Origin of the sequence: Terrabacter sp. Root85 (assembly GCF_001429185.1) — a bacterium.
Taxonomy (GTDB): domain Bacteria; phylum Actinomycetota; class Actinomycetes; order Actinomycetales; family Dermatophilaceae; genus Terrabacter.
On record NZ_LMIW01000008.1, the window covers coordinates 1,068,851 to 1,081,378 of the forward strand.

Genomic DNA, 12,528 nt, shown 5'->3' on the forward strand with positions numbered 1-12,528 from the left:
AACTGCCCGGGGCGGTGCGACCTCGGAGATGTAGAGAGCGCCACGAACGAGCGGTCTCCTGACCAACCCTGCCATCACCGGGGCGGCGGTCGTCCACCGACCGGGGCAATCCCGCCGCTCCCGTCCCGCGTTACCGATCGTCGTCGTGCTGACCGATGTTTAGCTTTCCCTTGATCCGCTCGACTCCTTCAGAGGCGACCGCTTTGGCCGAATCGCGGACGACGTCCACCTCGTCGGGGTCTCCGTGTAGCAGCGCCTTGGCGGTGTTCTTGGCGAATTCCATGGTGATCTTCGGGGGCAACGGCGGCACGTTCTTGCTGGTGTATGCGTCGATCAGGGTCACTCCTTGATGCGCGAACGCCGCATCCCACGCCGCTGCGACATCGTCGTCGCTCGTGACGCGGATCCCTTTGAACCCAAGCAGTTCCGCCCAACCGGCGTAGTCCACCGACTCCACATCCTGGGAGACAGGCCACACAGGGTTGGCGTCTTCAGTGCGCATCTCCCACGACACCTGGGTGAGGTCGTTGTTGTGCAGCACCATGACGATGAACTGCGGGTTGTCCCACTTGCTCAGGTACTTCTTGACCGTGATGAGCTCGTTCATGCCGAGCATCTGGAAGGCGCCGTCGCCGATGGTGCAGACAACGCAGCGGTCAGAGTGGGCGAACTTCGCCGCCGTCGCATAGGGCATCGCGGCCGCCATGCTCGCCAACCGGCCCGAGAGGTCACCCATCATGCCGTCGCGCAGGCGGATGTGGTGCCCGTACCAGTCCGCGGTGGACCCGGCGTCGCAGGTGACGATCGCCTTGGCCGGCAGCCGCTGGTTCAGCTCGTGGTAGACGCGCCGTGGGTTGACGCCGTCGGAGTAGTTGAGCATCGCCTGGGCCTGCATCTCGTTCTCCCACTCGACCATGCCCTTGGCGACCCCTTCCTGCCACGACAGGTCGGTCTTCTGGTACAGGTGAGGGATCAGCGCGAGCAACGTCTGCTTGACGTCACCCCAGATGTTCAGTTCGGTCGGGTAGCGCAGGCCCATCTGCTCCGGTTTGAGATCGACCTGGATCGCGCGCGCCTGGCCGGTCTTGGGCAAGAACTGCGAGTACGGATAGTTGGTGCCGAGCAGTACCAGGGTGTCGCAGTCGTCCATCTGGTGCTGGCTGGGGCGGGTGCCGAGCAACCCGAGTTGCTGGGTGTGGAACGCCACATCTGAGGGAACGACCTGCTTGGCCCGCAACGCGGTGATGATGCCGGCGCCGCACAGTTTCGCCGCCGCCAGCACCTCGTCGGTGGCGCCGTTCGAGCCGTGTCCGACCAAGAAGGTGACCTTGTTCCCCGCGTTGATGATCTCGGCTGCCTTCTCGATCTCAGCTTGTGGTGGAACGATTGAGATCGACGGTGCCGCCGAACTGGACCGCGATACCCCGTTAGCCGGTTTCAGTTTCGGCATGTCCATTCCCTGTACGTCGTGCGGTAGCACGATGACGGCAGGGCCCAGACGTACCAACGCCGTTCGGAATGCCGTGTCGACGACGGCCTGAGCCTGCTGCGGGGTCACGATCGTCTGTACGTAGACCGCGACGTCTTCCATCGTGCGCTCGAGGTTGTCTTCCTGCTGCTCGAACGTGCCCAGCGAACTGATGGCCTGTTGGCCCACGATCGCGACGACGGGCTGGTTGTCGCTCTTCGCGTCGTACAACCCGTTGAGCATGTGGAAGGCGCCGGGCGAGGAGGTGGCGATGCAGACACCGACCTCGCCGGTGAACTTGGCGTGTGCCGTGGCCATCAGCGAGCAGATCTCTTCGTGCGTGGGGCGGATGTAGTCCAGGCCGTCGCCTTCGCGTTGAGCTGCGCCGAGGGCGCCGTCGAACTCTCCGATGCCATCACCGGGGAATGCGAAGACCCGAGTCACACCCCACTCACGGATCCGTTGAATGATGAAATCGCTGACATTGGCCATGACGCTTCTCCTGTTGTCGGTGTGCCGTTCTATCTGAGAGTTCCTTTGACGCAGATGATTGAGTCGCTGCCTTCGTGGGTTTCAGACCGTCGGCCCCTGGCCACTGTTAGGCGACGCGGTAGCGCTCGGCGTCCGCGACTCGGAGGGTCAGGCCGTTGCCGGGCGCTTCGTCATTGGGGGTGATGGTCCCCCCCGTCGGGTCGAGGGTGCCGTCGAAGAACATCGACTCGATGCGGACGTGGTCGTGGAACCACTCGAGGTGACGCAGGTTGGGGATAGCGGCGGCGACGTGGGCATGCAGGTGCGGTCCGCAGTGGCCCGATATTTGCAGGCCGAAGGATGCCGCTACAGCCGCGACCCGGATGAATTCGGTGATGCCGCCGCAGCGCGAGACGTCGGCCTGGAGGCAGTCGACAGCGCCGGCTGCGCACATCCGGCGGAAGTAGAAGAGGTCGTAGCCGTACTCCCCGGCGGTGACGTCGGCGGCGACGGCGTCGCGTACCTCGCGCAGGCCCTCGAGGTGATCAGAGGAGACCGGCTCCTCGAACCAGCGCACGTCCAGGTCGGCCGCGGCTGCCATCACCCGGATCGCCTGTTTGCGGGTGTAGCCACCGTTGGCGTCGACGAACAGTTCGGTGTCGTCTCCGATCACGGCGCGAGCCTGTGCCATGCGATCGAGGTCGCGTTCGGTCTCGGTGCCCCAGGACTGCCCGATCTTGATCTTGACCCGGGGGATCCGCTCCTCGATCGCCCATTTGGCCAGTTGCTCGCGCAACTGACGGGCGTCGTACGTCGTGAAGCCGCCGCTGCCGTAGACCGGCACCTTGGTGGTGACGGCGCCCAGGAGGTGGTGCAGGGGGAGGTCGAGCAGCCGGGCCTTGAGGTCCCACAAGGCCACGTCGACTGCGGCGATGGCATAACCGGCGATGCCGGGGCGGCCAGCGTTGCGCACCGCTTTGATCATGGCCTTCGAGGATCCGGGGACGTCCATCGCGCTGCGTCCTTGCACCAGGCCGGCAATCTGGTCGCTGATCAGGGTCGCGCAGGCGGTGGGGCCGTAGGTCCACCCGATGCCCTCGACGTCGCCGGAGCGGGCTCGGACCACCACCATGGTGGTGGAGTCCCAGCTGATCGTGCCGTCGGCCTCGGGCGCATCAGTGGGCACGGTGTAGGCACTGACCTCGACGCTGTCGATCGTGGCGCCGGTCACGGCGTTGATGGTGGTGTCGCTCATGCGGACTCCTTGGGGGGTGTGCTCTTCGCTGGTAGACCCACTCATGCCAGCTCCTTGTGAAATCAGTTGCCTCGACGCGAGGTCGAGATGAGACGCTCGGCTGCTCTGGCGGCGACGGCCATGATGGTCAGGGCCGGGTTGGCGCTGCCCTGGGTGGGCAGCACGCTGCCGTCGGTGATGTAGAGATTGGGGACCGCGAAGGTGCGGCACTCGGCGTCGACGACGCCCTCTTCCTGGTCGGTCGCCATCCGCGCTCCACCGACCAAGTGGGCGAAGCGGTCGATGGTGATCACTTCGTCCGCGCCTGCGGCGTGCAGGATGTCCTCCATCACGCTTTGGGCGGCCCGCATCAGGGCGGCGTCGTTGTCGCACTGGGAGTAGGAGAAGTGGGCGACGGGCAGGCCGTGACGGTCCTTCTGCTCCGAGAGGGTGACCCGGTTGTCCGGCTGGGCCAGGAACTCGCACAGGGCCCCGAGACAGGACCAGTGCACGTAGTCGCTCATGTATTCGCGCAGGTCGGCGCCCCAGTGCCCTTGTGCCGCAACGTGTTCTGCCCACGTGATCGGCAGGGGTGAGACGGTCTGGATGGAGAACCCACGCTTGTAGGGCTTGGCGGGGTCGGTCTCGTAGAACGCCTCTGTACTGACCTCGGGCGGCGGGGCCTTGTACATACGCACCTCGGCGTCGAATCGGCCTGCAGTCTGCGGGGCCCCCTGCACCATGAGGTAGCGACCGACCTGGTCGAAGTCGTTGCACAACCCGTCAGGAAAGCGGGCGCAGGCAGAGTTCAGGAGCAGTCGTGGGGTCTCGATGGAGTAGCCGGCGATCACCACGACCGCGGCGCGCTGGAAGTGGGGGACACCATCACGCACGTAGTGCACCCCGGTGGCTCGGCCGCTGCGCTCATCGATCTCGATCTTGGTGACCATGGCGTTGGCGCGGACCTCCGCCCCGTGGGCCAAGGCGTCCGGGATGTGGGTGATCAGCGGTGAGGCCTTGGCGTTGACCTTGCAGCCCTGCAGGCAGAAGCCGCGATAGATGCAGTGGGCCCGGTTGCCGAACCGCCCATTGACGATCGCCACCGGACCGACCTTGGCCGTGAGCCCCAGGTGGTCGGCGCCGCGCAGGAAGATCTCACCGTTGCCGCCCACCGGGTGCGGTCGGTAGGGGTAGGAGTGCGGATCCCCCCAGGGCCACTTCTCACCGGCAACGGGGAGTTCCTCCTCCATCGCCTCGTAGTAAGGCTTGAGTTCGGGGTAGTCGATCGGCCAGTCCGCTCCGACACCGTCGCGGGTGTAAGTCTCGAAGTCGCTGGGGTGGAAACGCGGGGTGTAGCCGGCGTAGTGCACCATCGACCCGCCAACACCGCGGCCCGAGTTGTTCGACCCCAAAGGCACCGGATCCGACCCGGAGATGACCCGGGGCTCGGTCCAGTAGAGGTGGTGCGAACCGGCCTCGTCACTGACCCAGTCGGCTGCGGGGTCCCAGAAGGGGCCCGCGTCGAGGGCAACGACCTTCCAGCCGGCTCGAGCCAGTCGCTGGAGCATGGTGGACCCGCCGGCACCACACCCGACGACCAGCAGGTCGACCTCGTCGATGTCATCGAAACGACGCATGTCCTGACGTAGTTGGTGGTTGACGCGTTTACCGTCGGCGGGAAGCAGCCACGCCGACTCGTTGCGATCGCGCACGTTGCTCATCTTTGGACTCCGCGCCGGCCTCGCAGGGGGTCCTCGGACGGTCTGGCGTCGTGCACCTCGAAGGGCTCGAGTTTGTCCACGCCAGCGTTCTTGTAGCCGCGGGGGTAGGCCGGGCCGGAGAAGCCGATCTCGCTCCACGCCGAGGGATGGGAGTAGAAGGCGGTGCATGCGTAACGCGTCCACAGGCTCCACACCCGCTTGGCACGCAACCCGTGCCAGTCGTCAGTTCCACGGTCCTGAACGGCTTGGATCAGGCTCGCCTGCTGTTGGCTGGAGCACGCCGCGAAGCCCGAGTCGAACTGCTGCCTCGCATCGGCATCGAGGGCGCTCAAAGTGTCGCGCCAGGCTTGACCGTCAGCGGGCATGTCGTCGTAGTGCCAGCCGTCAGTCTGCTGCTCGGCGAGCCGAGAGTCGATGAGGTTGACGAGGGGGACCTTGGGCACAGGCGTGGGTTCGTCGTGCTGCCCAAGCAGTTGGTCGCACAGCGCGGTGGCGATGCCCTGCTCGTGGGGGGTGAAGAATCGGATGTCGGGTGCCATCCCGGTCCGCGCGAGTACGACGCCGGTGGTCACCGGGTCCCAGTGGCTGCTCTGGTCGAGCACGTCGAAGCCGGGGAAGCGACCGGACCAGGGACGGGCGGGAGGCGGAGTCGCAGAACTCACCTCGGGCTCACTTCTCACGCCGCAGGATGGCGGCCAGCAGGCCCATCCCACCCACCATCGTGACAAGCAGCGGCGCCAGCAGAGGCGGCCCCATCTCCATGTTGTATCTCGCGTTGTGCCATCCGCCCGGCTTCTGGGAGATCCCGCGCGCGTGCAGATAGGTCCCCTGCAGGCCGTTGGCGATGATCGTCAGGGAGGCGATGGGCAGAAACGTCTTGGCCATCCGATGGTTGAGCGCCCCGGCGATGCCGGCTGCGGCCCCGACGGGTCCCAGCGCGACCGGAATCCACATCAGCTTGTTACCAAAGCTTGCCGAGTCGTGCTCGAAGAAGATCTCAGTCGCCGTGACCACCGCCCCGACGGCGGTCACGGCGGACAGGCTGCGTTCGAAACGGCCGGTCTCGATATTGCGAACCATCCGATCGATCCCGTGGAGGACCGGTTCGGTGACCGTGGCGCTACTTGATGCTGCTGCCATGTTTCTGATCCTCTCGATGCCTCGCTGCAGGGCGTGCTCGTCGGGGGACTTCAGGCACTGACCACCTCAGCGAGCAATGATTGCGTAACAGCAACAGTATCCTAATGCTTGCGGAGTCGCAACAATCCGGCATACTGGCGTCATGAAAAGTGCGACAGGCGAGACGGCGGGTTCACCCGTCACCACTGCTCAGGTCCATGCCGTCATGGTCGCTGCTCAGGCTCTGGTCGGGGTGGCCGCCCAAGGAGTCTCCGAGGTTGAAGACCGGGTGACGCTGCCGCAGTTGCGGGTGCTTATGCTGGTTGCCACCCGCGGCGGGCTGAACTTGGGGGCCCTGGCTCAAGCAATGGGGGTGCACCCCTCCAATGCCAGCCGGGCTTGCGACCGCCTCGTCGATTCCGGCCTTCTGGCTCGATCGGAATCCTCCCTGGATCGCCGCAACCTGATGCTCAAGCTGACCCCCGATGGACAGGCGCTCATCGATGAGCTCATCGAGCATCGCGCGGGCACCATCGCCACCATCCTCGAGCGCCTCCCAGAGACCCGGCGACGTACTCTGGCCAACGCCATGCTCTCCTTTGCAGAGGCCGCCGGTGAGATCCCGGGCAACTCGGCGTGGAAGCTCGGCTGGGCCAGAGCCAGCTCCCAGGGATCCACGGGTCAGGGCTGAATCAGATCCCCGCGGCGTTTGCGTAGAACTGCTGGTCTTCTCGCCAACCTCCCATGCCTTGGCCGATGTCGGTGACGTCGGTGACGAACTCGATGCCGACCACCCACTTCACCATCTTGAACCCGAGTTGGGTCTCAAGCCTGAGGCGTACCGGCGCTCCGTGCTCCACGGGCAGGGGAGCCCCGTTCATCTCGAGGGCGAGGATGGTCTGGGGGTTGTTCGCGAGGTGGATCGGGATGGTGCCGTAGAAGAACCCGTAACGACCTTCTCCTTCGGTCAGGCCCTTGTCATCCATCGCGTAGAACACGACGTGGCGGGCTACGGGGGAGGGGCGCACCTCTTCCATCAGGCGAGCGAGCGGCACCCCCGCCCATTCGGCGACTGCAGTCCAGCCTTGGATGCAGTTGTGTTTGGTGATCTGGATCTGGTCGCCCAAGGCCCGCAACTGTTCCAGGGAGAGGTTCATCGGGTGCTCAACGAGGCCGCCGACGCTCAAGCGGTAGTCGCGGAAGTCGTTCGCGGCCAGATCCTGGTAGTCGTCTCCTGGCGGTGGGTAGCCGTTGACGCGGAAGTACGGGGAGATGTCGCTGCGGTCGAACTGTTGTCTGGAGGTGAACGTGCGCGAGATGGCGCGTTCGAACGGATCCACGATGAAGCCCAGGAGGCGTTGCGTACGCCGGCGATAGCGAAGTGAGAACCAGGTGATGATCACGTGCAGGATGAGGATGACGAACAACCCGGCCAGTCCGATGCCGAGAGCCAGCCTGCGGTTGCCACCGGGATCACCGAGCACGATGGCCGCGAACTCCTTCGGCACCCCGTGAACGATGACCATGGCCGTGTGCACGACGATGAAGGCAGCGAATGCGCACATGAGCAGGAAGTGCACGCTGCGGGCCCCTTGTTTGCCGCCGAACAGCTTTCCGTACCAGGGGAAGCGGGCCAGGACCGATGGTGACATGGCCGCGCCGGAGGCGATCTGGAGCGGCGCCATCATGAAGATGACGATGAAGTAGGCGAGTTTCTGGGCGGGTTCGAACGGCTGCCCGGGGATCTTTGCTGGGAGTTCGAACTGCAGATAGACCCCGATCGACTTGATCGAGTCCGGAATCAGGGACCAGTGTTCCGGGACGAGATAGTGCCAGTACCCGGTGACGAAGACCATCACCAGATAGACGACGCCGGTGAGGATCCAGAACTGGATGCTCATGAAGTGCCAGTGCCGGCCCAGGCCCAGGTTCTTCTTACCGGGCAGTGCGACCAGCGGTGACCATGATTCCTCCTCGTCCAACGAGGACCACGGCTTACGCGAGTCGGCCCCATAGGCGGTCTTGGACAGCCGGAGCCACTCCCGGCCCGGGGGACTGTCGTCATGCCAGTACAGCTTCGGGAAGGCCGAGAGCACCTCGAAGCCGGAACGGAACAGCAAGAGCATGAAGAAGAGGTTGAGGAAGTGGGTGATGACCACCCACATCGGGAAGAAACCAGGCACGAGATCTGCTCCTTTGCTCTCCACAAACAGCACTCCACTGACGCGGGGCCGGAAGGCCGCCCGTCCGGACGGCTACGTGCGTGACCGTCAGAGCATAAGCGCAACAGTTGCGCTAGGGCAATCAACTGTGTCAGAGTGACCGTTGTGAACACGACCACGGATGCGGGCACCGAGGTCCGCACCCGCGCGCTTGATGACTCACATGAGGGCTCGCCCGTGACGCGGCTGGTCGAGTTGCGGGCCACCGTGCTCGGTGGCCGCGGCCCAGGTGCCTCGACCGAGGAGGTCACCGAGCACACCCGCGATCGGTCGTGGCTCGGCGCCGTACCTGCGCCCGTCGAACGCGCCCTGGTCCACAGGCAGACCGAACAGGTACGCGCCGGTGAGCCGATCGTGAATCACCGCGTGCTCGCAGAGGAGCGCTCCCGCACGGTTCGAGCCGCTGCTCTGGGCGCCGTGGCTGCCCTGGCCATCCGGGCGGTCGTGGTGCGAGGTGTTCGACCGCGGCGTCATCGCCGCGCCTAGCAGCCCGTCCGCACCCATCGACACGCAGGGAGAGGCAGACCATGGATCAATGGCCGTCCGGCACGCAGTTCGAGATCGTCCACGGTGAACAGCACGCGGTCATCGTCGCGGTCGGCGGCGGCATCAGGGCCTATGACGTGGGCGGTGTCGACGTGCTGCAGCCCTACGTCGTCGATCAAATGTGCGACGGAGCGCACGGGGCGCCCCTGATCCCCTGGCCGAACCGGCTCGGCGATGGCCGCTACAGCTTCGACGGTAACGACTACCAAGTGGCCCTGACCGAGCCGGAGAAGCAGAACGCGATCCACGGCTTCCTGCGTTGGCGCTCCTGGAGTTGCCGAGAGAAGCATGAAGACCGCGTGGTCATGACCACGACGCTCTTTCCCCTGGAGGGCTACCCCTTCACCTTGGACGTCCAGGTCAGTTACCACCTCGACGAGTCCGGCCTCAGCGTCACCACCACCGCCACCAACCTCGGCGATCAGCCAGCGCCGTACGCCTGCGGGCAACACCCCTACCTCTCTGCGGGGGTGGGCAGAGTCGACGAAGCCACCCTGCAGCTTCAAGCCGCCACCCGCATCCTGACCGACCCACAACGCCAGCTGCCCACCGGCCGCGAAGCCTCCGCCGGAACGACCTACGACTTCCGAGACGGGAAGAAGATCGGCCCCCTCGCCATCGATGACGCCTTCACCGACCTGCGCCGCGACGACCGGGGCCGGGCCTGGGTGTGCCTCACGCGCGTCGATGGCCGGGTGGTCCGGTTGTGGGTCGACCAGGCCTACCCGGTGATCGAGATCTACACCGGCGACACCCTCACGCCCGAGCGGCGACGGCGAGGGCTGGGCACCGAGGCCATGACCAGCCCACCCAACGCGTTCCAGAGCGGCGACGGGCTGATCCGGCTCGAATCGGGTGAGACCTTCAGCGCGAGCTGGGGCGTGGCCATGACCGACCAGGACTGAATCACAGAGAAGGAGTACAGATGTCTCGCGTAGTCGTAGTGACCGGAGCCAGCGGGGGGATCGGGCGGGCCACCGTCGCCGAGTTCGCGCGCCGCGGTGATCGGATAGCCCTGATCGCACGGGGACAGACGGGGCTGGAGGGGGCCGCCGCTGAATGCCAGGAACTCGGAGCGACCACCTTGACGGTGCCGCTCGACGTCTCCGACGCCTCCGCTGTCGCGGCTGCCGTCGAGCGCATCGAGACTGAGCTAGGCCCCATCGACGTGTGGGTCAACGTGGCGTTCACCTCGGTGTTCTCCCGCTTCGATGACATCACGCCGGAGGAGTACCGCAGGGCTACCGAGGTGAGCTACCTCGGTTACGTCTACGCCACCATGGCGGTGCTGCCGCGGATGAAGGCGCGCAACCGGGGCACGATCGTGCACGTCGGGTCCGCGCTGGCCTATCGCGGCATTCCCCTGCAGACTGCCTACTGCGGTGCCAAGCACGCCATCCAGGGATTCCACGAGGCGCTGCGCTGCGAGTTGCTGCACGAGCACAGCGCCGTGCACGTGACGATGGTGCAGATGCCGGCCGTGAACACCCCGCAGTTCTCGTGGGTGCTCTCCCGCTTGCCAAAACACCCCCAGCCTGTGCCGCCGATCTACCAGCCAGAGGTCGCCGCCCGCGCCGTCCTGTTTGCCGCTGACCACCCGAAGCGGCGCGAGTACTGGGTGGGGGCGAGCACCGTGGGCACCCTGCTGGCCAACGCCGTCGTGCCGGGTCTGCTGGACCGCTACCTCGGACGGACCGGCTTCGCCTCGCAGCAGACTGCGAATCTGCGCACCGACGGTGACCCGGTCAATCTCTGGGATCCTGCTGACGGCGAGGATGGGCGTGACTTCGGCGCCCGCGGGGTGTTCGACAACCAGGCCAAGGCGAACAGCCCCCAACAGTGGCTTGCCCACCGCTACCCTCAGCTCGGCGCCGCTGCCGGTGTGCTCGGGGCCGCTGCCGGTGTCGCTGTCGCGATGGGGCGACGTAGATGAGCGCCGCGCGCAACAAAGGCGACGACCCCCTCATGCGGGCTCTGGGAGTGGCCGGCATCGCCTGGGGGAGCGCGATCCTCACGGCGGGGTCGTCGATCTGGCGCCGTCTCGATGGTCAGGCACCGACACAGGGTGACCAGATCGCCCTTCGGTTCCTGGGGGCCCGTCACGTCGCGACGGGCACGATCCAGGTGCTCTTTCCCGGTCGGCTCCAACGCCTGGAGATCGGCATCGACGTGATCCACGCCGCGACAATGGTGGGCGTGGGCGCCCTCGACCCGCCTCGTCGCCGTCCGGCCCTGGTGACCGCTGCAGTGGCGTTGGCCAGCGCAGCCGCAGGGATGGCGATCCGTGAACGCTCCTCACGTGATTCGCCCTCCAGTTCATGAGCACCTCCAACCGAGCGAAGGGCAGGGGCGGCCACGACCGTCACCACGCGCTCCTGGTCTTGCCACAGGCTCTGCGGGGCACACCCCCCAGTCGGGCCAACTATCCGCCAGGTGGCCGGCTGTCTTCTGATCCGACACCACTCCGCAGTCGAGCTCATCGATCGCTGCGAGCCTGCCGGGCTCGTCTGGCGTGAGCGAGACTCCGACGATCGCCGCGTCGTGGGCTTGCGGCTTTCGCCTGACGGCCACATGATCCTCGCCGATCTCAGTGGAGCGCATCTGGAGGAATTCGTCCGGTTCACGCCGCTCTTCGAGGCCATGCTCGACGCCCTCGGCACACCAACGGACCGGGAGGCCGGTGTACCTGGCAACGATCGCTCCGTGGCCCGGCTGCCAGCGGGGGATCGGACGCCGCGGCGCGACCGGGCCGGTGACCGAGAGGGTTGAGGCCGCCCAAGAGGGACGGAGGCGTCGGCGCTCCCTAAATGCGGGCGTCGGTGGGCTCCAGTCGTGTCCGCGAGTTTCATGGCGGCTCGGTTCAGTTCATCATGTCGCCGGGTCCGATGCCCTCGTGGACGTCGCCGTCGCGAAGCTGTCGCATCTCCTCTCCGACGGCGAGGTGGGGGCGAGCGTCGTACATGACTCCTCCACCGACGCTGGCGGCTCCGCCGACCACCAGCATCACGGTGCCGGCGATGGACCCGGTCCAGGACAGAACGGCGATGCCCCACCCGAGTAGGCAGGCACCGAGCAGGGCCAGGATGAGGCCGCCCCAGACCCACCGGGGTCGCACCAGGTGGCTTCGGTGTCGGCGCGCCAGGTAGGGCACGTTCTCAGTCACGGTCTTCTCCTCAGGTCGACTGCTTGCGGTTTGTCGCGCCGCCCATCACAGCTAGGTCGTGCGGCGCTGAGGGGGGCTCCCAGGCGTGGATGTCGGGGACGTTGGACGTCGAGGCGGCACCTGTCGTGCTGCTCATGGGTGCTGCTTCCCTTCGATGAGATGAGCGGAGCTCAGGCCTTGGTGGTGTGGCGGGCGGTGGCTTCCGGATCCGGGCCCGAGCGTGAGATGGACGGTGGCACGCGGGATCGGCGACGGCGAACAGGAATGGTGCGGCAGCGCCGGTGGTCGCCAGGCGCCTGTGGGCCGGGCTAAAGTGGGTGGGGGTGACCATGGAGGCGGCGTGGACCAGATTGACGGTCGCGTCGGCGGCAGGCATCCAGCGCCGCCGTACGATGGCGCCGGCAAGACCTTGCAGGACGTACCTTGCGCCGAGGGCTTGAATGAGCCGCGCATTCGGGAGTCGGCGATCGATCCGAGCCGATGTTCCCGTGCGCGCGTAGAGACGGTCTTCTGGGATAGGTCGGGTCGGACCACCAGGGGCGGCTGCCTCTAGCCCGGTGCTGCCGCGGGCCAGTAGGGCGACC

13 protein-coding genes are annotated in these 12,528 nt (G+C 66.4%); 5 read left to right on the forward strand and 8 right to left on the reverse strand.

Annotated features, from left to right (window positions below; genetic code table 11):
* Positions 1-130: 130 nt before the first annotated feature.
* From ASE25_RS11415 to ASE25_RS11435, 5 genes are all read right to left on the reverse strand, one after another.
* Entirely contained in the window at positions 131-1,960 is a 1,830-nt protein-coding gene (locus ASE25_RS11415) for a thiamine pyrophosphate-requiring protein (RefSeq protein WP_056825396.1), read from the reverse strand.
* A gap of 106 nt (positions 1,961-2,066) precedes the next feature.
* On the reverse strand, positions 2,067-3,194 hold the full coding sequence (locus ASE25_RS11420) for an enolase C-terminal domain-like protein (RefSeq protein ID WP_056825398.1): 1,128 nt from the start codon (positions 3,192-3,194) through the stop codon (positions 2,067-2,069).
* A gap of 62 nt (positions 3,195-3,256) precedes the next feature.
* Entirely contained in the window at positions 3,257-4,894 is a 1,638-nt protein-coding gene (locus tag ASE25_RS11425) for a GMC family oxidoreductase (RefSeq protein ID WP_056825401.1), read from the reverse strand.
* Positions 4,891-5,496 carry a gluconate 2-dehydrogenase subunit 3 family protein gene (locus tag ASE25_RS11430; RefSeq protein ID WP_235508641.1) on the reverse strand — a complete coding sequence of 202 codons (606 nt, stop codon included), beginning with the start codon at positions 5,494-5,496 and terminating at the stop codon, positions 4,891-4,893. The genes ASE25_RS11425 and ASE25_RS11430 overlap by 4 nt, the downstream gene beginning before the upstream one ends.
* Positions 5,497-5,563: 67 nt before the next feature.
* Entirely contained in the window at positions 5,564-6,034 is a 471-nt protein-coding gene (locus ASE25_RS11435; protein ID WP_056825404.1) for a hypothetical protein, read from the reverse strand.
* A 142-nt stretch (positions 6,035-6,176) separates the two neighbouring features.
* On the opposite strand from ASE25_RS11435, the gene ASE25_RS11440 reads away from it, so the two are divergent.
* Complete coding sequence (locus ASE25_RS11440) at positions 6,177-6,704, forward strand: MarR family winged helix-turn-helix transcriptional regulator (protein WP_056825406.1); 528 nt, start codon at positions 6,177-6,179, stop codon at positions 6,702-6,704.
* 1 nt (position 6,705) lies between these two features.
* Here the strand turns inward: ASE25_RS11440 and ASE25_RS11445 are convergent, their stop codons facing one another.
* On the reverse strand, positions 6,706-8,196 hold the full coding sequence (locus tag ASE25_RS11445) for a molybdopterin-dependent oxidoreductase (RefSeq protein WP_157623390.1): 1,491 nt from the start codon (positions 8,194-8,196) through the stop codon (positions 6,706-6,708).
* A gap of 144 nt (positions 8,197-8,340) precedes the next feature.
* On the opposite strand from ASE25_RS11445, the gene ASE25_RS22760 reads away from it, so the two are divergent.
* Genes ASE25_RS22760 through ASE25_RS11465 form a run of 4 tightly spaced genes read left to right on the forward strand, consistent with a single transcriptional unit; the run spans position 8,341 to position 11,103 of the window.
* Positions 8,341-8,721 (forward strand): hypothetical protein, encoded by a 381-nt coding sequence (locus ASE25_RS22760; RefSeq protein WP_157623391.1) that lies wholly within the window; start codon positions 8,341-8,343, stop codon positions 8,719-8,721.
* Between the two features lie 41 nt (positions 8,722-8,762).
* Positions 8,763-9,686, forward strand: coding sequence for an aldose 1-epimerase family protein (locus ASE25_RS11455; RefSeq protein ID WP_056825410.1), 924 nt, complete (start codon positions 8,763-8,765; stop codon positions 9,684-9,686).
* 20 nt (positions 9,687-9,706) lie between these two features.
* The gene (locus ASE25_RS11460; RefSeq protein ID WP_056825411.1) at positions 9,707-10,714 is read left to right on the forward strand and encodes an SDR family oxidoreductase; all 1,008 of its coding nucleotides are present in this window, start codon (positions 9,707-9,709) and stop codon (positions 10,712-10,714) included.
* Positions 10,711-11,103, forward strand: a complete 393-nt coding sequence (locus ASE25_RS11465) for a hypothetical protein (protein WP_157623392.1) — start codon at positions 10,711-10,713, stop codon at positions 11,101-11,103. Before ASE25_RS11460 ends, ASE25_RS11465 begins: the two co-directional genes overlap by 4 nt.
* A gap of 538 nt (positions 11,104-11,641) precedes the next feature.
* On the opposite strand, the gene ASE25_RS11475 is transcribed toward ASE25_RS11465, so the two are convergent.
* Entirely contained in the window at positions 11,642-11,944 is a 303-nt protein-coding gene (locus tag ASE25_RS11475; protein ID WP_056825418.1) for a hypothetical protein, read from the reverse strand.
* A gap of 10 nt (positions 11,945-11,954) precedes the next feature.
* Positions 11,955-12,080 (reverse strand): hypothetical protein, encoded by a 126-nt coding sequence (locus ASE25_RS23655; protein WP_255358400.1) that lies wholly within the window; start codon positions 12,078-12,080, stop codon positions 11,955-11,957.
* Positions 12,081-12,528 lie beyond the last annotated feature (448 nt).

Excerpts from the sequence above, each read along its gene's own strand:
- ASE25_RS11435 (WP_056825404.1), bottom strand. The coding sequence starts at position 6,034 with ATGGCAGCAGCATCAAGTAGCGCCACGGTCACCGAACCGGTCCTCCAC.
- ASE25_RS11460 (WP_056825411.1), top strand. The coding sequence starts at position 9,707 with ATGTCTCGCGTAGTCGTAGTGACCGGAGCCAGCGGGGGGATCGGGCGG.
- ASE25_RS11455 (WP_056825410.1), top strand. The coding sequence starts at position 8,763 with ATGGATCAATGGCCGTCCGGCACGCAGTTCGAGATCGTCCACGGTGAA.
- ASE25_RS11420 (WP_056825398.1), bottom strand. The coding sequence starts at position 3,194 with ATGAGCGACACCACCATCAACGCCGTGACCGGCGCCACGATCGACAGC.
- ASE25_RS11415 (WP_056825396.1), bottom strand. The coding sequence starts at position 1,960 with ATGGCCAATGTCAGCGATTTCATCATTCAACGGATCCGTGAGTGGGGT.
- ASE25_RS23655 (WP_255358400.1), bottom strand. The coding sequence starts at position 12,080 with ATGAGCAGCACGACAGGTGCCGCCTCGACGTCCAACGTCCCCGACATC.
- ASE25_RS11440 (WP_056825406.1), top strand. The coding sequence starts at position 6,177 with ATGAAAAGTGCGACAGGCGAGACGGCGGGTTCACCCGTCACCACTGCT.
- ASE25_RS11425 (WP_056825401.1), bottom strand. The coding sequence starts at position 4,894 with ATGAGCAACGTGCGCGATCGCAACGAGTCGGCGTGGCTGCTTCCCGCC.
- ASE25_RS11465 (WP_157623392.1), top strand. The coding sequence starts at position 10,711 with ATGAGCGCCGCGCGCAACAAAGGCGACGACCCCCTCATGCGGGCTCTG.